Annotated in this window: 15 protein-coding genes; 4 read left to right on the forward strand and 11 right to left on the reverse strand. The window is 73.2% G+C overall.

The window, feature by feature from the left end; all coding sequences use genetic code 11:
- Positions 1-189 precede the first annotated feature (189 nt).
- On the reverse strand, positions 190-384 hold the full coding sequence (locus ACZ4WH_RS36680) for a DUF3046 domain-containing protein (RefSeq protein ID WP_468189078.1): 195 nt from the start codon (positions 382-384) through the stop codon (positions 190-192).
- A gap of 80 nt (positions 385-464) precedes the next feature.
- Between ACZ4WH_RS36680 and ACZ4WH_RS36685 the strand changes: the two genes are divergently transcribed.
- The gene (locus ACZ4WH_RS36685; RefSeq protein WP_468189080.1) at positions 465-1409 is read left to right on the forward strand and encodes a hypothetical protein; all 945 of its coding nucleotides are present in this window, start codon (positions 465-467) and stop codon (positions 1407-1409) included.
- A gap of 93 nt (positions 1410-1502) precedes the next feature.
- Here ACZ4WH_RS36685 and ACZ4WH_RS36690 read toward each other — a convergent pair whose 3' ends face one another.
- From ACZ4WH_RS36690 to ACZ4WH_RS36700, 3 genes are read right to left on the reverse strand one after another with little or no spacing between them, the layout of a single operon-like run.
- Positions 1503-1811, reverse strand: a complete 309-nt coding sequence (locus ACZ4WH_RS36690) for an AzlD domain-containing protein (RefSeq protein ID WP_468189082.1) — start codon at positions 1809-1811, stop codon at positions 1503-1505.
- Complete coding sequence (locus ACZ4WH_RS36695; RefSeq protein ID WP_468189084.1) at positions 1808-2563, reverse strand: AzlC family ABC transporter permease; 756 nt, start codon at positions 2561-2563, stop codon at positions 1808-1810. Before ACZ4WH_RS36695 ends, ACZ4WH_RS36690 begins: the two co-directional genes overlap by 4 nt.
- Before the next feature lie 23 nt (positions 2564-2586).
- Complete coding sequence (locus ACZ4WH_RS36700; protein WP_468189086.1) at positions 2587-3498, reverse strand: AraC family transcriptional regulator; 912 nt, start codon at positions 3496-3498, stop codon at positions 2587-2589.
- A 203-nt stretch (positions 3499-3701) separates the two neighbouring features.
- Between ACZ4WH_RS36700 and ACZ4WH_RS36705 the strand changes: the two genes are divergently transcribed.
- From ACZ4WH_RS36705 to ACZ4WH_RS36715, 3 genes are all read left to right on the forward strand, one after another.
- A complete protein-coding gene (locus ACZ4WH_RS36705) occupies positions 3702-8768 on the forward strand; it encodes an ATP-dependent helicase (protein WP_468189089.1) in 5067 nt (1688 codons plus the stop codon).
- Between the two features lie 694 nt (positions 8769-9462).
- Positions 9463-10308 carry an Fpg/Nei family DNA glycosylase gene (locus tag ACZ4WH_RS36710; protein WP_468189092.1) on the forward strand — a complete coding sequence of 282 codons (846 nt, stop codon included), beginning with the start codon at positions 9463-9465 and terminating at the stop codon, positions 10306-10308.
- Positions 10309-10482: 174 nt separating this feature from the next.
- Positions 10483-11247 carry an SDR family NAD(P)-dependent oxidoreductase gene (locus ACZ4WH_RS36715; protein ID WP_468189094.1) on the forward strand — a complete coding sequence of 255 codons (765 nt, stop codon included), beginning with the start codon at positions 10483-10485 and terminating at the stop codon, positions 11245-11247.
- A gap of 378 nt (positions 11248-11625) precedes the next feature.
- On the opposite strand, the gene ACZ4WH_RS36720 is transcribed toward ACZ4WH_RS36715, so the two are convergent.
- The 7 genes from ACZ4WH_RS36720 to ACZ4WH_RS36750 form a co-directional block, all read right to left on the reverse strand.
- On the reverse strand, positions 11626-12096 hold the full coding sequence (locus tag ACZ4WH_RS36720) for a Dps family protein (protein ID WP_468189097.1): 471 nt from the start codon (positions 12094-12096) through the stop codon (positions 11626-11628).
- Between the two features lie 201 nt (positions 12097-12297).
- Positions 12298-12672 (reverse strand): helix-turn-helix domain-containing protein, encoded by a 375-nt coding sequence (locus tag ACZ4WH_RS36725; protein WP_053666341.1) that lies wholly within the window; start codon positions 12670-12672, stop codon positions 12298-12300.
- A gap of 109 nt (positions 12673-12781) precedes the next feature.
- Positions 12782-13327, reverse strand: a complete 546-nt coding sequence (locus tag ACZ4WH_RS36730) for a CinA family protein (protein ID WP_468189099.1) — start codon at positions 13325-13327, stop codon at positions 12782-12784.
- Positions 13324-14091 carry a CDP-diacylglycerol--glycerol-3-phosphate 3-phosphatidyltransferase gene (gene pgsA / locus ACZ4WH_RS36735; protein WP_468189102.1) on the reverse strand — a complete coding sequence of 256 codons (768 nt, stop codon included), beginning with the start codon at positions 14089-14091 and terminating at the stop codon, positions 13324-13326. The genes ACZ4WH_RS36730 and pgsA overlap by 4 nt, the downstream gene beginning before the upstream one ends.
- Positions 14088-15560, reverse strand: a complete 1473-nt coding sequence (rimO, locus tag ACZ4WH_RS36740; protein ID WP_468189104.1) for a 30S ribosomal protein S12 methylthiotransferase RimO — start codon at positions 15558-15560, stop codon at positions 14088-14090. Before rimO ends, pgsA begins: the two co-directional genes overlap by 4 nt.
- Positions 15561-15656: 96 nt before the next feature.
- Positions 15657-16496: a helix-turn-helix domain-containing protein gene (locus ACZ4WH_RS36745; RefSeq protein ID WP_468189106.1), complete on the reverse strand. Its 840-nt coding sequence runs from the start codon at positions 16494-16496 to the stop codon at positions 15657-15659.
- A 282-nt stretch (positions 16497-16778) separates the two neighbouring features.
- Positions 16779-19535 (reverse strand): DNA translocase FtsK, encoded by a 2757-nt coding sequence (locus ACZ4WH_RS36750; RefSeq protein ID WP_468189108.1) that lies wholly within the window; start codon positions 19533-19535, stop codon positions 16779-16781.
- Positions 19536-19622: the final 87 nt, after the last annotated feature.

Consider the following 19622-nt stretch of genomic DNA (forward strand, 5'->3'; position numbering starts at 1 on the left):
GGCCGGTGCTGCCTGCCCGGGGGACGGCTCGCCGTCCTCGGGAGTGGATGCCAGGGGGTCCTCGTTGGGTGCCACGCGCCCAGTCTCGCCCACGCCACCGACAACCGGCGCCCCGCGGCGATCTTCGTGACAGATCAGTGCCGTACCGGCGACTTCTTCACCGACAAGCCCGGCATTTCGGCTGACGTGTCAGCGCCTCTCGCCCGGCACGTTCATCACCGCGCACACCACACGCCACACGTCCTTGGCCTCCCAGCCGGCGTCCAGCGCCTGGTTCACCGTGCGTCCGCCCAGTTCCGACATGACGTGATCGCGCGCGAAGGTGTCGGCGTACCCCGGACCGAAGTGTTCCGCCATCCGCTGCCAGAAGACCGTCAACCGCATGACTCCAGTATCCAGCCCCTGGGGGTGGGCCCTGCCCGGGAGCACCTGCCGAGACCGCTTTCCGTCCTACGGTCTGACGCATGGCTGAAACAGGAGCTTCCCCACTCCCCTCCACGCCCCCGGCGCGCTCCCCGCTCTTCCGCGCCGAACAGTTCGTGTGGCTCACCGCGCGCTTGCTGGAGCAGCATCTGTTCGCATACCACTTCCTGCGCGGCAGCCCGGAGGCGGTGGAAGCGGCACTGGACGCCTACCGCAACGAGGACGGTGGCTACGGCCACGCGCTGGAGCCCGATCTGCGCGGACCGGTCAGCCAGCCCCTGCACACCGCGCACGCCCTGCGCGTGCTGGACGCCATCGGGCGCTGCGGCGGCCAGCGGGTGGAGCGCGTGTGCCGCTATCTGACCTCCGTCTCCACACCGGACGGCGCCCTGCCGGCGATCCACCCCAGCCAGCGCGGGTATCCGACGGCGCCGTTCGTCCCGGTCGTCGACGACCCGCCCAGCGACCTCCTGGCCACGGGACCGGTCGTCGGACTGCTGCACCGCAACGAGGTGTGGCACGCCTGGCTGTTCCGGGCCACCGACTTCTGCTGGCAGGCGGTGGAGTCCCTGGAGAAGTCCCATCCCTACGAGGTGCAGGCCGCCGTGACATTCCTGGACTCCGTTCCCGACCGCCCGCGCGCGGAGGCCGCCGCCGACCGGCTGGGCCGCCTGGTGCGGAAGCAGCGGCTCGCGGCGCTGGACCCCGACCGGCTCGACGCGTTCCCGGTCGCGTCCGGCTACGCCCCGGGCGAGCACCACTTCCCGCACGACTTCGCCCGGAGCCCGGACTCGCTCGCGCGCGCGTGGTTCACGGACGACGAGATGACGCGCTCGCTGGACCACCTGGCCGCCGGGCAGGAGGAGGACGGCGGCTGGCCGGTCCGGTGGCGCCGATGGGCCCCGGCGCCCGCCCTGGAGGCGCGCTCCCTGGTGACGATCGAAGCTCTGTGCACCTTGCGGGCCCACGGCCGCTTCGTCGGCTGAGCGGACCCCTCGGCGGACCGGGCCCGCCCTTCCGCGGACCGGGTCGGTCCGGCTCACCCACCGACGGCCCACCTCACCCACCGACCGTCCGCCTCACCCGCCGACGGCCCGTACGCCCGCCGTCACCACCACCGCCGCCGCGACGACCAGCAGGAACGGAGCGCGCAGCACCAGTGCCACGGCCGCCGCGCCGAGCCCGGCGGCCCGGGCGTCCAGCACCAGCGCGTGCCCGTCGGCGAACGTCTGCTGGGCCGTGAGCGCGGCGAGCAGGGCGACCGGCAGCAGGGCGGCGAGCCGCCGCACGTACGGCCGCTCGACGGCGTGCGCCGGCACGAGCAGGCCGGCGAGCTTGACGGCGTAGCAGCCGAGGGCGGTCGCGCCGATCGCGATCCAGGTGTTCACCGGTCCTCCTCCGAGCCGTCCAGCCCGTCCTGCCGGGTACGCTCCCCGCGCCGGCCCTCCACGAAGAGCGCGAGCGGGGCCGCCAGTGCCGCCACCAGCACCGGCACACCGGCCGGCAGGACGGGCAGCAGTCCGAGGCCCAGCAGAACGGCGAGACCCGCGACGGCACGCTCGGTGGCCGTCTTCAGCATCGGGGCGAGCAGCGCCAGGAACACGGCGGGCCCCGCCGCGTCCAGGCCCCACGCGCGCGTGTCGCCGATCGCCCTGGCGCCCAGCGCGCCGAGCAGCGTGGTGAGGTTCCACAGCACGTACAGGCTGAGCCCGGTGACGGTGAAGCCGAGCCGCGCGGCCCGCCGGGTCGGCTGGGCGAGGGTCACCGCGGTGGTCTCGTCGATCACCCACTGCGCGGCGAACGGCCGTACCGCGCGCGGGAGGGCGAGAAGCTGCGACAGCCGCAGCCCGTAGAAGGCGTTGCGCACGCCCAGGAAGAAGGCGCCGGCGGCGGCCGTGAACGGGTTGCCGCCGGCGGCGAGCGCCCCGACCAGGGCGAACTGGGAGGCTCCGGTGAACACCAGGAGGCTGAGCGCGCAGGTCTGGAGCAGCCCGAGTCCGCTGCCGGCCGAGGTCACTCCGAAGGCGAATCCGGACAGGCCCACGGCGACGCCGACCCCGAGGGCGTCCCGTACGACGGCCGCGTCCGGCTTGTCCGCGCCGTCGGCGGTCTGGTTCGTGAGTGCTATGTGCTGTGCCACGCCCCGGACGGTACGGGCGGCCGTCAGCCCGCGTCTTGTACGTTCTTGCGCTCGTCCGGGCCGGCGTGCACACCCAGCCCGGTGCGCTCGCCGATCCCGGTGCGGTCGACCAGGTCGGCGCGCTCGCGCTGGTACGCGCCCGGGGGCACGCCGACGATCCGGGCGAAGTGCCGGTTGAGGTGGGGCTGGTCGGTGAAGCCGACGGCGACGGCCGCCTCGGCGGGGGTCGTCCCGGCGTCCAGCAGCAGCCGCGCGTGACGCACGCGGGCGTCGGTCAGCCAGGTGTGCGGCGGCATGCCGTAGGCGTCGCGGAACGCCCGCAGCAGGGCGAACGGGCTGGTCCCGAGGTCCGTGGCCAGCTGTTCCAGGGTCGGCGGCCCTGCCATCCGCTCCTCCAGCACCGCACGCGCGCGTGCCGCGATCCGCGCGCCGGCCGTCCGGGGCCGCCGCTGGGGCAGGGGGCCGCCGTTCAGCCGCAGCAGCCTGGTCACGGCGACCCGCAGGAGGGTGTCGGCGGCCAGCGCGTTGCCCTCGTCGGCGGCGCGCAGCACCTGGTGGACCAGGCGGACGGTGTAGGGGTCGTCGAGGACGGGGCTGACGAAGCCCGGCGCGCCCCGGAGGGTGGTGGTCTCGGCGGCGATCGCGGCGACCACGTCCGGCGACGGGTACAGGGCGCCGTACCGCCAGCCCTCGGGGACTCCGGCCCGGCCGGTGTGCGGGGTGTCCGGGTTGACGAGGGCGAGCGCTCCCGCGCCGGCGGAGACGTCGGAGCCGCGGTGGTGGAAGACCTCGACGCCGTCGGCGATGGCCGCGATCACGAAGTTCTCGTGGGTGTGCCGGATGAAGGTCTTGCGGATGTACCGGGCCCGCAGCAGGTCGACCCCGGGCAGCTCCGCGTACCGCCAGTGCCGTGCCCGCTCCCCTGAACCCGCCATAGGCCCATTGTCCGCCCGGCCCAGCACCCCACCGGCTCCGGCCGTCCCGGTCCGACTCCGCCCCACACGTCTGAACCCCAGCACCGCCGCCCTCGCCGGTCCGGCCGACCGGCCCACCCGTCGGCCCACCTCGCCGCACCCCAGCGTTCGCCCCGTTTGCCCAGGTCAGGGCGATTGTCAGTGGGTGGGTGCAGGATGGACGCATGGTCAGCTCCGCACACCGAGCCCTCGACGGCTTCTCCCCCGCGACCCGCGGCTGGTTCACGGGGGCCTTCTCCGCGCCCACCGCGGCCCAGGCGGGCGCATGGCAGGCCATCCGGGAGGGCTCGGACGTGCTGGTGGTCGCCCCGACCGGCTCCGGCAAGACGCTGGCCGCTTTCCTCGCCGCCCTGGACCAGCTGGCCTCGGCCCCGCCCCCGGCCGACCCGAAGAAGCGCTGCCGCGTGCTGTACGTGTCCCCGCTGAAGGCCCTGGCGGTCGACGTCGAGCGCAATCTGCGCAGCCCGCTGACCGGTATCCGCCAGGAGTCCGTGCGGCTGGGCCTGCCCGAGCCCGAGGTCAGGGTCGGCATCCGCTCCGGCGACACCCCGGCCGCCGAGCGCCGCGCCCTGTCCACGCGCCCGCCGGACATCCTGATCACCACCCCCGAGTCGCTGTTCCTGATGCTGACGTCGGCCACGCGCGACGCGCTCACGGGCGTGGAGACGGTGATCCTGGACGAGGTGCACGCGGTCGCGGGCACCAAGCGCGGCGCGCACCTCGCGCTCTCCCTGGAGCGGCTGGACGAGCTGCTTCCGAAGCCCGCCCGCCGGATCGGCCTGTCGGCGACCGTGCGCCCGGTGGACGAGGTGGCCCGGTATCTCTCCCCGCGCCGCAAGGTGGAGATCGTCCAGCCGGAGTCCGGCAAGGAGTTCGATCTCTCCGTGGTCGTCCCGGTCGAGGACATGGGCGAACTTGCCGGCTCCCCGGCCGCCGACGCCTCCGAGGGCGGGGAGCGGCCGTCGATCTGGCCGCATGTGGAGGAGCGGATCGCCGACCTGGTGCAGGCCCACCGGTCCACGATCGTCTTCGCCAACTCCCGTCGTCTGGCCGAGCGGCTGTGCAACCGGCTCAACGAGATCGCGTACGAGCGGGCCACCGGCGAGACCCTGGACGAGCACCACTCCCCCGCCCAGCTGATGGGCGGCTCCGGCGCGGCCCAGGGCGCGCCGCCGGTGATCGCCCGCGCGCACCACGGCTCGGTCTCCAAGGAGCAGCGTGCCCTGGTCGAGGAGGACCTGAAGGCCGGCCGGCTGCCCGCGGTGGTGGCCACCTCCAGCCTCGAACTCGGCATCGACATGGGCGCCGTGGACCTCGTCGTGCAGGTCGAGTCCCCGCCGTCGGTCGCCTCCGGCCTCCAGCGGGTGGGCCGCGCGGGACACCAGGTCGGCGCCGTCTCCACCGGTGTGGTCTTCCCGAAGTACCGGGGCGACCTCGTCCAGGCGGCCGTGGTCACCGAGCGGATGCGCACGGGCGCGATCGAGTCGCTGAAGGTGCCCGCGAACCCACTGGACGTGCTCGCGCAGCAACTCGTCGCGATGACGGCACTGGACACCTGGCAGTTCGACGACCTGCTCGCCGTGGTCCGCCGCGCGGCCCCGTTCGCCTCGCTGCCCGAGTCGGCGTTCACGGCGACGCTGGACATGCTCGCGGGCCGCTATCCGTCGGACGCGTTCGCGGAGCTGCGCCCGCGCGTGGTGTGGGACCGCGTCACCGGCGAGATCACCGGCCGCCCGGGCGCCCAGCGCCTCGCGGTGACCTCCGGCGGCACGATCCCGGACCGTGGCCTGTTCGGCGTCTTCCTCGCCGGTTCCGACCCCAAGAAGGGCGGCGGCCGGGTCGGTGAGCTGGACGAGGAGATGGTCTACGAGTCCCGGGTGGGGGACGTCTTCACGCTGGGTACGAGTTCCTGGCGGATCGAGGACATCACGCGCGACCGCGTCCTGGTCTCGCCCGCGCCGGGCGTGCCGGGCCGGCTGCCCTTCTGGAAGGGCGACCAGCTGGGCCGGCCGCTGGAGCTGGGCCGCGCGGTGGGCGCGTTCCTGCGCGAGGTCGGCTCACTGTCCAAGGACGACGCCCGGCTGCGGCTGCTGGCGGCGGGCCTGGACGCGTGGGCGGCGGACAACGTGCTGTCATACCTGGACGAGCAGCGGGAGGCCTGCGGCCACGTCCCGGACGACCGCACGATCGTCGTGGAGCGGTTCCGTGACGAGCTGGGCGACTGGCGGGTCGTCGTCCACTCGCCGTTCGGCGCCCAGGTGCACGCCCCCTGGGCTCTCGCCCTCGGCGCCCGCCTGTCCGAGCGGTACGGCATGGACGCGCAGGTCATGCACGCCGACGACGGCATCGTGCTGCGCCTGCCCGACGCCGACCTGATGGGCCTGGACCTGCTCGACCAGGAGCCCACGAAGGCCGGCACCGAGTACGACAGCGACCAGGCGCCGGTCGGCGCGGCCGACGTCGCCTTCGACAAGGGCGAGGTCGACCAGGTCGTCACCGACCAGGTCGGCGGCTCGGCCCTGTTCGCCTCCCGTTTCCGCGAGTGCGCCGCCCGCGCGCTGCTGCTGCCACGCCGCAACCCCGGCAAGCGCACCCCGCTGTGGCAGCAGCGTCAGCGGGCGGCCCAGCTGCTCCAGGTGGCGAGCGAGTTCGGCTCGTTCCCGATCGTCCTGGAGGCGGTCCGCGAATGCCTCCAGGACGTCTTCGACGTCCCCGGGCTGGTCGAGCTGATGGGCGACATCGAGTCCCGCAAGGTGCGCCTGGTCGAGGTGACCACCCCGGAGCCGTCCCCGTTCGCCCGCTCCCTGCTCTTCGGGTACGTCGCCCAGTTCCTGTACGAGGGCGACTCCCCGCTGGCCGAGCGGCGCGCCGCCGCGCTGTCGCTGGACTCGCGGCTGTTGGCCGAGCTGCTGGGCCAGGCCGAGCTGCGCGAACTGCTCGACGCCGAGGTGCTGACCGAGCTGGAGCGCGAACTTCAGTGGCTCACCGAGGACCGCCGGGTCAAGGACGTCGAGGGTGTCGCCGACGTGCTCCGGCTGCTCGGCCCGCTGACCGACGCCGAGCTGGTCGCGCGGGGCGCGGACCCGCAGTGGGCGCGGGACCTGGCCGGGGCCCGCCGGGCGATCAAGGTGCGGATCGCGGGCGCCGACCACTGGGCGGCCGTCGAGGACGCGGGCCGGCTGCGCGACGCGCTCGGCACGGCGCTGCCGGTCGGTGTCCCCGAGGCGTTCACCGAGCCCGTCAAGGACCCGCTGGGCGACCTCCTCGCGCGGTATGCCCGTACCCACGGCCCGTTCACCTCGGCCACCGCGGCGACCCGGTTCGGCCTGGGCGTGGCGGTCACCGAGGGCGGGCTGCAACGACTGGCCGCGGCCGGCCGGATCGTGCAGGGGGAGTTCCACCCGGCGGGAATCGGTCAGGAGTGGTGCGACGCGGCCGTACTGCGCCGGCTGCGCCGCCGTTCCCTGGCGGCCCTGCGGCATGAGCTGGAGCCCGTGCCGCCCGCCGCGCTCGCCCAGTTCCTGCCGCAGTGGCAGCACATCGGCAAGGGCCACGGTCTGCGGGGCATCGACGGACTGGTGCGGGCTGTCGAGCAGGTGCAGGGTGCCTCCGTGCCTGCCTCCGCGCTGGAGAAGCTGGTCCTGCCCTCCCGCGTGGCGAACTACACGCCCTCGATGCTCGACGAGCTGACCGCCGCGGGCGAGGTGGTGTGGGCCGGCGCGGGCGCCCTGCCCGGCAAGGACGGCTGGGTCTCCCTCTATCTGGCGGACGCGGCCCCGCTGCTGCTCCCGGCACCGCACCCGCTGGAGCTGACCGCGCTCCACCAGTCGATCCTCGACGCCCTCTCCGGTGGCTACGGCCTGTTCTTCCGGCAGATCGCCGACCAGGTGCGCGCCACCACGCACCCCGACGTCACCGACCCCCAACTGGCCGACGCGCTCTGGGACCTGGCCTGGTCGGGCCGGCTCACCAACGACACCCTGGCGCCGATGCGGTCCCTGCTGGGCTCGGGCCGTACGGCGGGCTCGACCGCCCATCGCGCCAAGCGTGCCGTCCCGCGCGGGCGCTACGGCTCCCTGACGGCCGCCGCGCGCACCGCCTCCCGCACCGGCCCGCCGACCGTCGCCGGCCGCTGGTCGCTGCTGCCCGCGGCCGAGCCGGACGCCACGGTGCGCGCGCACGCGCTGGCCCGCACGCTCCTGGACCGGCACGGCGTGGTCACCCGGGGCGCGGTCGCCGCGGAGGGCGTCGAGGGCGGCTTCTCGGCGGTGTACCGGGTGCTGTCGGCCTTCGAGGAGAGCGGTCAGGCCCGTCGCGGTTACGTGGTCGAGGGACTGGGCGCGGCCCAGTTCGCGATGGACGGCGCGGTGGACCGCCTCCGCGCGGTGGCGAACGCCCGGGAGCGAGCCGAAGGCCTGCCCGCCCCGGCCCGCCCGCACGGCTTCGGCGCCCCTGGCACTGCGAACGGCTTCGGCGCGCGGGATGCCATGAACGGCTTCGCCGAGCAGGACTTCCCGAACCCGTTCGACGACCCCGACGGCCCCCACGGTCCTGGCGGCCCCACCGGCACCCCGCACGGCCACACACCCCCCGGCGCCTTCGACGGAGCCGAGGGCGGCTTCGGCCACCCCGGCCTGGACGGCGACTTCACCTGGCCGCCGGAGGACCACTCCGGTGCCGACGGCGACCCCACGGCGGCCCGCGACCTGGCCGACCCGTTCGCCTCCCCCGGCTACGGCGGCCCCCGTGGCGGCGGCCCCGCCCGCTACGGCTCGACCGCCTACGGCGCGGCCCCGCACCGGGGCTACGGCAACGGTCGAACGGGCACCGCCGGGCCCGACCCCCGTGCCGTGGTCCTCGCCGCCGCCGACCCCGCGAACGCCTACGGCTCCGCGCTCCCCTGGCCCGAGCCGCCGACCGGAGCCGGACACAAGCCGGGCCGTAAGGCAGGCTCGCTGGTCGTTCTGGTGGAGGGCGAACTGACGCTGTACATGGAGCGCGGCGGCAAGACCCTGCTGGCCTGGCCGACCGCCCCGGACACGGCCGCGACGGACGATCCCCGCCTGCGTACGGCCGCCGAGGCGCTGGCCGCGGCGGCCCGCGCGGGCTCGCTCGGCACGGTCACGGTCGAGCGGATCAACGGCACCCAGGCCCTGACCTCCCCCATGGGCACCCTCCTGGAGACAGCGGGATTCGTGGCGACACCGCGCGGCCTACGCCTGAGAGCGTGACGATTCAGCACGCCCGACGGCGGGGCGGCCACGGTGCCACCCCTCGGGGCGACCGACGCGGAACCGCCCGCCCCCAGGCCCCGCCCAGCACGGTGCCCGACCCGGGGTCACCCCCGGCTCCCGTCCGACAGGATGCTGGCACACGGCCGCCCAGATCCAGCCTGGCAGCATCACCGGCACGGGCCACCCTCACGTGCCGCCGACAGCATGACCGGCACGGGGCCAGCCCTCAAGTCCCGCCGACAGCATGACCAGCACAGGGCCAGCCCCCAGCTCCCGCCCGACAGCGTGACCGGCGCGGTACCGCTGCCCGGTCCGCCCAATACAGCCGCCGACCAACAGCCCCGCAGCCCCGCAGCCCCGCAGCCGCCGACCTCACCGCGCGATCCCACCGCCCGGCCCCCGGACACAGCCGCCGACCCCCACCCCCTTCACCACACAACGCCACCTCCCCGCCCCCGGTACAGCCGCCGACCTCCACCACCCCCTCGGCCCCTCGCCCCCCGGTACAGCCGCCGACCCCCACCACCCCCTCGGCCCCTCGCCCCCCGGTACAGCCGCCGACCCCCACCACCCTCACCCCGCAATGCCACCGACCGCCCCCATCGACCGACGCCACCCACCGACCCCGCCCCCCTCACCCCACGCCCCCGCCGACCCAAACCCCCGCCACCCCCCATGGCACCCTTGACCCATGCCCGAAGGTGACACGGTCTGGCAGGCCGCGCGGCGGCTGCACGAGGCGCTCGCGGGCAAGGCGCTGACCCGCAGCGACTTCCGCGTGCCGAAGTACGCGACGGTCGACCTCACCGGCCGCAGGGTCCTGAACACGATCCCGCGCGGCAAGCACCTGCTGACCCGGTTCGAGGGTGGCCTGACCCTGCACACCCACCTGCGCATGGAGGGCACCTGGAAGGTGTACGGCACGGGCGAGCGCTGGCGGGGCGGGCCGGCGTACCAGATCCGGGCGGTTCTCGGCACCGCCGACCGTACGGCCGTCGGCTACCGGCTACAGGTCCTGGAGCTGCTGCGCACGACCGAGGAGGAGCGGGTCGTGGGCCACCTCGGCCCCGACCTGCTCGGCCCGGACTGGGACCCGGAGCGCGCCCTGGCCAACGTGCTCTCGGACCCGTCGCGCCAGCTCGGTGAGGCCCTGCTGGACCAGCGCAATCTGGCCGGCATCGGCAACGTCTACAAGAGCGAGCTGTGCTTCCTGCTCGGGGTGACCCCCTGGCTGCCGGCCGGGGCGCTCCCCGCGGACCGCGCCGAGCAGCTGCCCGTTCTGGCCAAGCGGCTGCTGGAGACCAACCGCGACCGCCCGGTCCGGCAGACCACCGGCCTGCACCGGCACGACCTGTTCGTGTACGGCCGCGCACCCCGCCCGTGCCTGCGCTGCCACACCCCCGTCCGGGTGGCCGACCAGGGCGACGGCTCCCAGGAACGCCCCACCTACTGGTGCCCCACCTGCCAGCCGGGCCCCGCCCCGGCACCGGGCGCACCCCAGCGTTGGCGCGACAAGTACCCGCGCCGCACCAGCTGACCGCACCACCTGACCGTCCCACCTGGACCGCCCGCCTGACCGTCCGACGCCGTGGACAGGCCCCAGCAGCCCCCAGCCCCCTCGCCTAAGCCGCACACCCACACCGCCCACCCAAGCCGCCCACCCACGCCATACTAATTGACGGTCCGTCAGAGATGCTCGTACCGTCCCCTCATGGCCCTCACCGCGTACGACCTCAGCGGGCGCACCGCCTTCGTCACCGGAGCCGCCGGGGGCATCGGGCGGGCCTCCGCCATAGTGCTGGCCGAGGCGGGTGCGACGGTGCACTGTGCCGACCGGGACGCGGACGGCCTGGACGGTACGGCCGCGCTGATCGAGGACCGCGGCGGTACGGCACGAGTCCACGTCCTCGACGTCACCGACCGATCCCGGCTCGGCGAGGCGATCCGGTCCTGCGGGCGGCTGGACGTGCTGGCGGCGATCGCCGGAATCATGCACAGCAGCCCGGTGCTGGAGACCCGCGACGAGGATCTCGACCGGGTGCTGGACGTCAATTTCAAGGGTGTGCTCCACGCCTGCCAGGCGGCGGCCCGGCTGATGCTCGCCCACCGGACCCGCGGCAGCATCGTCACCATGGCCTCCGGCGCGGTCGACACCGGCGGCGCCGGGCTGCTCTGCTACGGCGCGGCGAAGGCGGCCGTGGTGCAGCTGACCAAGACGCTGGCCACCGAGGTCGGCCCGCACGGCATCCGGGTCAACGCCATCGCCCCGGGCTGGATCCGCACCCCCATGACCGACCGGCACGACCGCGAGGCACAGGCGCACACCGAGGCCGCCATGACCCGGATGACCCCGCTGGGCCGGGTCGGCGAACCGGACGACGTCGCGCACGCGGTGCTGTACCTGGCGTCGGACGCGTCGGCGTTCACGACGGGCCAGATACTTCGCCCGAACGGGGGCGTGGCGATGCCCTGGTGACGCCTCCGGCCCGCCAGGCGGCCACCCAGCGCCCCGTCGGCAGCGCCCCGGTCGCGCGCCCCTGGGGCACACAGTGCACCGGCAGCAGGCTCAGCCCCCAGCCGCCGGCCACGACGGCCCCTTCCAGCACGCCCGACCCCTCTCCCACGGCGAGCCGCAGCACGGCCCACCACCACACCGCTCCCAGGCCGAGCGCCAGTCCCCAGCGCACTGTCCGTCCCGCCATGCCCGCCATCACCTCCAGCCGGACGCTAGACCGCCGCCCCTACGGCACGGGAGGCGCACCGAGGGCTCACTGATGCAGCGCGGGGAGGAGAACGGCCCGTCCGGCGTTCAAGGCGGCCTTCCCGCGCAGGGCACGGACCCCGGCCACTCCGCTTACGCGTTCTCCGCCTGGAACATCCAGTGATGCTTCTCGAGGTCCGCGGTGATCCCGATGAACATGTCCTGGGACACCGGGTCCGGCTCCCCGGTCGCCCGCACCCGCTCCCGCATCCGGGTGATCACCGAGCCCAGCGCGTCCACCATCGCCCCGACCGCGTCCCCGTCCTTGATCCATCCCGCCGGGGTGGTCCTGATGCCGCTGCCGGAGGCCACCGTGCCCACGCGTCCGTCGGGCGGTATGCCCAGGGCCGACGCCCGCTCGGCCACCGTGTCCATATGGGTGCGGGCGGAGTCGACCACCTCGTCCAGCTGGAGGTGGACGGAGCGGAAGCGCGGACCGACGACGTTCCAGTGGATCTGCTTGGCGACCAGGGACAGGTCCACCAGATCGACGAGGGCGCTCTGGAGCGCCTCGGACACGGTCTTCAGGTCTCCGTCGGCCAACGGGCTCTTCACGACGTACATCCGCTTCCTCCGGTGTTTTCGGCGCCGTCATGTCCCTCCCACGATGACCGCACCCCACACCACCGGCAAACGGGCACACAGCGGGCCAAGAGCGACGAAAAGCCCCCACCAGCTCCCCAGGTCTCCCTGGAGAAGCCGGCCGGTGCTTCAGCCGTATCGGATCGTCACTCGTCCCGGATCGTCAGACCGCGCACGCGAAGGTCACGCGGCGACCACGTCCACCGCCTCCGCGGGCGCCTTGATGGTCACCCGTTCCGGTGGCACGCCGGTCACCGACACGGAACCCAGCATCGGTCGGACCGGCGTGGGCACGGGCTCGGTGGCCGCGGCGGACTGGGCCAGTTCGGCGAGCGCCAGTTCGTCGCTCACCTCTCGCATGAGTTCCGACATCCGTACGTCCAGCGCGTCGCAGATGGCGGCGAGCAGTTCGGAGGAAGCCTCCTTCTGCCCCCGCTCCACCTCGGAGAGATAGCCGAGTGAGACTCGGGCGGACGAGGAGACTTCGCGCAGAGTACGGCCCTGGCGTTGGCGCTGCCGACGCAGCACGTCACCCAGCAGGCGACGGAGCAGAATCATCGGTGGCTCCCTCCTCGGACCGCGTAGCCGCATCCTTCTCGCCCCACCGTACCGCCTTGCGCCGCGGCCGTGCGGGGAGCGATGTCGTGTTCACTCAGGGCTGCAAACATCAAAACCCCCCGTTCCGTTCCGTATCCTGTGCCCGCTCATTCCCAGTCTGTTCGCCCGCAAGCTGCTCCAGGAGCACTGCGAGTACGCTCCGTACACTCTCCATACGAATTTCCGCACGGCTGCCGTTCAACCGCAGAGCCTCGACTTTTCCGCCACCGGCAGAACCGGACCGGGCGGTGAGAGGTCCGTCGACGGCCACGAACACCGTCCCGACGGGCTGGCCGTCCTGTGGGTCGGGGCCGGCGACCCCGGTGGTCGCGATGCCCCAGTCGGCGCCCAGTGCCTTGCGGACTCCGGCCGCCATCTGGCCCGCGACCTGCGGATCCACCGCTCCGCGCTGGGCCAGCAGGGTGGCGTCGACGCCCAGCAGGTCATGCTTCAGTTGGGTGGCGTAGGCGGTGATCGAGCCCCGGAACACCCGGGACGCGCCGGGTACCCCGGTGATCTCCGCCGCTACCAGGCCACCGGTCAGCGACTCCGCGACGGCGAGGGTCTCGCCCCTCACGGTCAGTAGTCGCACCAGTTCGGTGGCCCGGGAACTCACGCTTCCTTCTCCTCCAACGCTGCCGCGCGCTCGGCGATTCCCCGCCGGCGCAGCACAATGGCTTGTCTTACGTAGTCGAGGCCCGTCACGACGGTGAGGACGACCGCCGCGGCCATCACCCAGAAGCGCAGGCTGGCGAGCCACCCGGTCAGGGCCAGGACGTACATCCCGACGGCCACGCCCTGGGTGAGCGTCTTCAGCTTGCCGCCCCTGCTGGCGGGGATCACACCGTAGCGAATGACCAGAAAACGAAGCAGGGTGATGCCGAGTTCCCGGCCGAGGATGACGGCCGTCACCCACCACGGCAGATCACCGAGCCCGGACAGACAGATGAGCGCCGCACCCATGATCGCCTTGTCGGCGATGGGGTCGGCGATCTTCCCGAAGTCGGTGACCAGGTTGTAGGTGCGCGCGAGATGCCCGTCGAACAGGTCGGTGATCATGGCGATGGCGAAGGCCGCCCAGGCCAGGGAGCGCCAGGCCGGGTCGTAGCCGCCGCCGGCCAGCATCAGGGCCACGAAGCCGGGCACCAGGAGCAGCCGGAGCATGGTCAGCAGATTGGCGACGTTCCAGACGCTCGCCTGGTTGACGGCCGCGGCCGCGATCTTCCCGCCACGCGGGGACTTGCCGCCCTCGGGAGCCGTGGCCGGACCCGAAGCAGAACCGGAGACCTCGGACGGGGTTCCGCCGTCGGCGGCGGCGGGACCCCGGGCGCCCTGCGCACCGGAGGAGCCGCCCGCGGCGGATGCCGGGACTCCGGTCATCTGCCCGCCTCCTCACTACACGCGAGCGAGCCGGTCAGCGGCTCGGCCACCAGGTCGACGCCTTCGGTGCCGACCACCTTCGCCTCGACCATACGTCCGACGCTCAGGCCCGCGCCGCTCGTGAGGAGCACCTGGCCGTCGGTCTCCGGCGCCTGGTGCGCGCCGCGGCCGTAGACGCCCTCCTCCTCGTCCACGGACTCCACCAGGACCTGGACGGTCTCACCGACGCGCTCCTCGGCGCGCTGCGAGACGAGTTCCTCGGCGAGCCGGGAGACGCGGGCCAGGCGCTCGGCGACGACGTCCTCGTCCAGCTTGTTGTCGTACGTCGCCGCTTCCGTGCCCTCCTCGTCGGAGTAGCCGAAGACGCCGATGGCGTCCAGCCGGGCGCCGTTCAGGAAGCGCTCCAGTTCGGCCAGGTCGGACTCGGTCTCGCCGGGGAAGCCGACGATGAAGTTGGAGCGCACACCGGCCTGGGGGGCCTTTCCGCGGATGGTGTCGAGCAGTTCCAGGAAGCGGTCGGTGTCTCCGAAGCGGCGCATGGCGCGCAGCACGTCGGGCGCGGAGTGCTGGAAGGACAGGTCGAAGTACGGGGCGACCTTCGGGGTGGAGGTCAGGACGTCGATGAGCCCGGGGCGCATCTCGGCCGGCTGGAGGTAGCTGACCCGCACCCGCTCGATGCCGTCGACCTCGGCCAGCTCCGGCAGCAGGGACTCCAGCAGGCGGATGTCGCCGAGGTCCTTGCCGTAGGAGGTGTTGTTCTCGGAGACCAGCATGATCTCCTTCACGCCCTGCTCGGCCAGCCAGCGGGTCTCGTTCAGGACGTCGCTGGGGCGGCGGGAGATGAAGGAGCCGCGGAAGGAGGGGATGGCGCAGAAGGAGCAGCGCCGGTCGCAGCCCGAGGCGAGCTTGACCGAGGCGACCGGGGAGCCGTCCAGGCGGCGGCGCAGCGGGGCACGGGGGCCGGAGGCGGGTGCGACGCCCTCGGGGAGGTCGGCCGGGCCGTGCCCGGGCAGCGCGACGGACGCGGCCGACTCCTGCCGCTCGGCCGGGCTGATCGGCAGCAGCTTGCGCCGGTCGCGCGGGGTGTGGGCGGCGTGGATGCCGCCGGACAGGATGGTCTGGAGGCGGTCCGAGATGTTCGTGTAGTCGTCGAAGCCGAGGACGCCGTCGGCCTCGGGCAGCGCCTCGGCCAGTTCCTTGCCGTACCGCTCGGCCATGCAGCCCACCGCCACGACGGCCTGGGTTCTGCCGTGGCTCTTGAGGTCATTGGCCTCCAGCAGCGCGTCGACGGAGTCCTTCTTGGCGGCCTCCACGAAGCCACAGGTGTTGACCACGGCGACGTCGGCGTCCGCGGCGTCCTCGACGAGCTGCCAGCCGTCCGCCTCCAAACGGCCTGCGAGCTCCTCGGAATCCACCTCGTTACGAGCGCAGCCGAGAGTGACGAGTGCGACGGTACGGCGTTCAGGCATGGGCTCAAGACTACTTTGTCTTACTGACAGCCCACGTCGACGGGGTTGGCCGATGGTGGCCGACTCCGTCACACATCCGTCCCGCCGGACCCGTCGTCAGCCCGCGACCGGGTCGCCCTTCGTGTAGGTGAGGCGCTGGACCGCGCCGGGCCGGAAGGTGTCCTCGATCTTCTTGCCGTTGACGTACAGCTCGATCGCGCCCGCGTCGCCGAGGATCAGGTTGATCTTGGAGCTGTCCTGGAAGGTCTTGGACTGGCCCTTCTTCAGCAGCCCGTCGAAGAGCATCCGGCCGTTGTGGTCCTTGGCCGAGATCCAGCTGCGTCCGTTGGGCGCGCTGACCTGGACGGTCACCTTGTCCTGGGGCGCTGCGGCGATGGCGCTGTCGGAGGGCTCGCCGGTCGGCTGGGCGGGCTTCTCCTTCTTCGGCGTGGGCGAGGCGGACTTGCCGGGGGTGGGCGTGAGGCCCTCGGCGACCTGGGACTTCCCGTCACCGGAGTCGCCGCCCTTGAACGCGGTGAACCCGACGAACCCGATCACGACGACGATCGCGGCGACCATCGCGGCGGTCCAGTTCGGTCCGCGCCGCTCGGGCCGGATCCGCTCGGCCTCGAACAGGGGTGCGGCGGGGGTGGGCGCGGGCCGGCCGCCGTGCTCGGCGTCGTACTGGGCGATCAGCGGCTCGGGGTCGAGGTGGACGGCCTTGGCCAGCGTGCGGAGGTGTCCCCGGGCGTACACGTCGCCGCCACAGGGGGCGAAGTTGTCCGCCTCGATGGCGTGCACGATGGCGATACGGACACGAGTGGCACTGCTGACGTCGTCCACGGTGAGCCCGGCCGCGATCCGCGCCTGCTGCAACGCGCGGCCAACGGAGGGTCGGGTTTCCTGGGACTCGTCTCGGAACGGACGCTCGTCTTCAGGGGAGTTGCCGATGGACACGGGGGCGCCTTTCGAGCGTGTAGCCACCTGTGCTGGAAGCTCAGTCTAGGGGGGGTACGAAAGGGTGGGGCAACCGGACGGTGGGACATTTGTGCGCCATCGGAATGGCCGGACAATCCGATGGTTTGACAGGCTGGTACCCCATGATGAGACGCCTACCTGTCCATTCGCTCAACTGGACGTACGACAAAGGGAAACGGTTGCCCGCCGCTCCCTAACGGGTGGGTCACGGCGGTCCCGCCACCCGGCGTAACCCGCGTCCGCCGAACGGCCCTTCGCCCCTCACCCCTCGGACTCCCCACGGATCACGGCGAGCACGCCGTCCAGCTCGTCGGGCTTCACCAGAACGTCACGTGCCTTGGAGCCCTCGCTCGGCCCCACGATGTTGCGGGACTCCATGAGGTCCATGAGGCGTCCGGCCTTGGCGAAGCCGACGCGCAGCTTGCGCTGGAGCATGGACGTCGACCCGAACTGGGTGGAGACGACCAGCTCGGCCGCCTGGCACAGCAGATCGAGGTCGTCACCGATGTCCTCGTCGATCTCCCTCTTCTGCTTGGTGCCCACGGTGACGTCGTCCCGGAAGACCGGCGCCATCTGCTCCTTGCAGTGCCGGACGACAGCCGCGACCTCCTCCTCGGTCACGAACGCGCCCTGCATACGCGTCGGCTTGTTCGCACCCATCGGCAGGAACAGGCCGTCGCCCTTGCCGATCAGCTTCTCGGCGCCGGGCTGGTCGAGGATGACCCGGGAGTCGGCCAGCGAGGAGGTGGCGAAGGCCAGCCGGGAGGGCACGTTGGCCTTGATGAGACCGGTGACCACGTCGACCGACGGGCGCTGGGTGGCGAGCACCAGGTGGATGCCGGCCGCGCGCGCGAGCTGCGTGATGCGCACGATCGCGTCCTCGACGTCGCGCGGGGCGACCATCATCAGGTCGGCCAGCTCGTCGACGATCACCAGCAGATACGGGTACGGCTGCAACTCGCGCTCGCTGCCCTCGGGCGTCTTGGCCCTGCCCTCGCGCACCGCGCGGTTGAAGTCGTCGATGTGCCGGTATCCGTAGGCGGCCAGGTCGTCGTACCTGAGGTCCATCTCGCGGACCACCCACTGAAGCGCCTCGGCCGCCCGCTTGGGGTTGGTGATGATCGGCGTGATCAGGTGCGGGATGCCCTCGTAGGCGGTCAGCTCGACGCGCTTGGGGTCGACCAGGATCATCCGGACGTCCTCCGGTGTCGCCCGCATCATGACCGAGGTGATCAGGCAGTTGATGCAGGACGACTTGCCGGAGCCGGTGGCGCCGGCGACCAGCATGTGCGGCATCTTCGCCAGCGAGTGCATGACGTACCCGCCCTCGACGTCCTTGCCGAAGGCCACCAGCATCGGGTCGTCGTCCTCGGCGGACTCGGCCAGGCGCAGGACGTCGCCGAGGTTGACCATCTCCCGGTCGGTGTTCGGGATCTCGATGCCGACCGCGGACTTGCCGGGGATCGGGCTGATGATCCGCACGTCCGGGCTGGCCACCGCGTAGGCGATGTTCTTGGTCAGCGCGGTGATCCGCTCGACCTTCACGGCGGGGCCGAGTTCGACCTCGTAGCGGGTGACCGTCGGGCCACGGGTGAAGCCGGTGACGGCCGCGTCGACCTTGAACTCGGTGAAGACCTGGGTGAGCGAGGCGACGACCGCGTCGTTGGCGGCGCTGCGCGCCTTGCCGGGGCCACCGCGGGTCAGCAGGTCCAGGGACGGCAGCGCGTAGGTGATGTCGCCGGACAGCTGGAGCTGCTCCGCGCGCGTGGGCAGCTCGCGGGGCTCCTCGGGGGCCTTCTTGGTCAGGTCCGGGACGGGGCCGGTCGTCAGCTTCTCCTGCTTGGGGCGGGCCGCCGGGACCGGCGCCGGAGCGGGAGCGGGAGCCGGCTCGGCGGCGGGCGCCGGCGCGGGCACGGGGGTGGTGTCCTCGCGCTCGCCCACGCTCACCCCCTGGGTGAGGTCGGCGACGAGCGGGGACGGCGGCATGCCGTGCATGACGGCGCCGTCGAGCGCGGCGGCGGCCGCCGCCGCGACGTCCACGGCGTCCATCTGCCGCTGTAGGTCCGGCTGGGGCACCGCGGAACGCCTGGGTCGCCCGCGGCGCTGCGACAGGGCCTCCTCCTCGGCGCTGTCGGGGTCGTACGTCCGCGGCGCGGCGGAGCGCCTGCGCGGGCGCGCGGGCGTCGCCTCGCGCCACTGCTCGTCGTAGCCCTCGTCGTCCCCGGCGAGCCGGTCCTCCTCGGGGTCGCGCAGCACGCCCAGGTGCACGCCGAGCGTCCGCAGCCGCTGCGGGACGGCGTTGACCGGGGTGGCGGTCACCACGAGCAGCCCGAAGACGGTCAGCAGCACCAGCAGGGGTACGGCGAGCACCTCGGTCATGGTGTACGTCAGCGGGGTGGCCGCCGCCCAGCCGATGAGGCCGCCGGCGTCTCTTATGCCCTGCATGCCGTCGCTGCGCGCGGGTGAGCCGCAGGCGATGTGGACCTGGCCGAGCACGCCGACGACGAGCGCGGACAGGCCGATCACGATCCGCCCGTTGGCCTCCGGCTTCTCCGGGTGCCGGATGAACCGTACGGCGATGACCGCGAGCAGTATCGGCACCAGCAGGTCGAGCCGGCCGAAGGCGCCGGTGACCAGGATCTCGACCAGGTCGCCGACGGGTCCGCGCAGGTCCGCCCAGGTGCCGGCGGCGACGATCAGCGCGATGCCGAACAGCAGCAGCGCGATGCCGTCCTTGCGGTGGGCCGGGTCGAGGTTCTTCGCGCCCTGCCCTATGCCGCGGAAGACGGCGCCGACGGCGTGCGCGAGGCCGAGCCAGAGGGCGCGCACGAGCCGGTACAAGCCCCCCGTGGGGCTGGGTGCGGGCTTCGCGGGCGCGGACTTCTTCACCGCGACCTTCTTGGCGGGCGCCTTCTTGGCCGGGGCCTTCTTCGCGGCGGCCTTCTTCGCCGGAGCCTTCGCGGGAGCCGCCGCCTTCTTGGCGGGCTGCTTCTTGGCTGCGGAGGGACGTGAGGCCATGGTGTGAGGTTACCGGGGGAGACGACAGCGGACACGTGTGCCCACAGCTTCACCCGTTCGTGTCGTGCCTGGCGGGGCCCGGAACTG

Source organism: Streptomyces sp. NPDC029138, assembly GCF_055564375.1.

Bases quoted from the DNA above. Each gene is read 5' to 3' on its own strand.
- ACZ4WH_RS36680 (WP_468189078.1), bottom strand. From the start codon at position 384: ATGCGGTTGACGGTCTTCTGGCAGCGGATGGCGGAACACTTCGGTCCG.
- ACZ4WH_RS36685 (WP_468189080.1), top strand. From the start codon at position 465: ATGGCTGAAACAGGAGCTTCCCCACTCCCCTCCACGCCCCCGGCGCGC.
- ACZ4WH_RS36700 (WP_468189086.1), bottom strand. From the start codon at position 3,498: ATGGCGGGTTCAGGGGAGCGGGCACGGCACTGGCGGTACGCGGAGCTG.
- ACZ4WH_RS36705 (WP_468189089.1), top strand. From the start codon at position 3,702: ATGGTCAGCTCCGCACACCGAGCCCTCGACGGCTTCTCCCCCGCGACC.
- ACZ4WH_RS36710 (WP_468189092.1), top strand. From the start codon at position 9,463: ATGCCCGAAGGTGACACGGTCTGGCAGGCCGCGCGGCGGCTGCACGAG.
- ACZ4WH_RS36715 (WP_468189094.1), top strand. From the start codon at position 10,483: ATGGCCCTCACCGCGTACGACCTCAGCGGGCGCACCGCCTTCGTCACC.
- ACZ4WH_RS36720 (WP_468189097.1), bottom strand. From the start codon at position 12,096: ATGTACGTCGTGAAGAGCCCGTTGGCCGACGGAGACCTGAAGACCGTG.
- ACZ4WH_RS36725 (WP_053666341.1), bottom strand. From the start codon at position 12,672: ATGATTCTGCTCCGTCGCCTGCTGGGTGACGTGCTGCGTCGGCAGCGC.
- pgsA (WP_468189102.1), bottom strand. From the start codon at position 14,091: ATGACCGGAGTCCCGGCATCCGCCGCGGGCGGCTCCTCCGGTGCGCAG.
- rimO (WP_468189104.1), bottom strand. From the start codon at position 15,560: ATGCCTGAACGCCGTACCGTCGCACTCGTCACTCTCGGCTGCGCTCGT.
- ACZ4WH_RS36750 (WP_468189108.1), bottom strand. From the start codon at position 19,535: ATGGCCTCACGTCCCTCCGCAGCCAAGAAGCAGCCCGCCAAGAAGGCG.